This is a genomic window from Ferrovum myxofaciens, assembly GCF_000735045.1.
In the GTDB taxonomy this organism is placed as follows: Bacteria; Pseudomonadota; Gammaproteobacteria; order Burkholderiales; family Ferrovaceae; genus Ferrovum; species Ferrovum myxofaciens.
The window spans coordinates 1-358 of record NZ_JPOQ01000174.1 but is presented as its reverse complement, the minus strand read 5'-3'; the positions used below and the strand labels follow the sequence as shown (position 1 = coordinate 358).

Below are 358 nucleotides of genomic sequence, written 5' to 3'. Positions count from 1 at the left end.
TCAGCCCGTCCTGGATGGCTCGATCCATTTCGGCACTGGGATAGATTTCCGCGAGAGCCAGAATGAGACGCAGGTGGTGACGGGTATTGAGTTGTTTGTGCTGTAATCCTTCGTAGAAGGCAGGGGCATGGGGCGAAAGGGCCAGGAAGTTCATGACCAGGCGCTGTTCACGGGCATGCTGACGCTGGTTCAGCAGGACCTTGGCGTGATCCGGTTGTTCGATGTCCTGATGTCGGTCATAGCAGCGGACATGACGGGCGATGAGTTGTCCGTCGTAATAGGCACACAGGCGATCAGGATGGGCCTTGATGGTCAGACGGCGGTGTGCATAATCAGCGGGAACGGAGTAGTGGTTGGT

General features: G+C 57.0%; 1 protein-coding gene. It reads right to left on the bottom strand.

The annotated features are described in order from the left end of the window. Positions 1–358: Mu transposase domain-containing protein (locus IV91_RS18525; RefSeq protein ID WP_031598940.1), on the bottom strand; the 358-nt coding region annotated here is incomplete at both ends.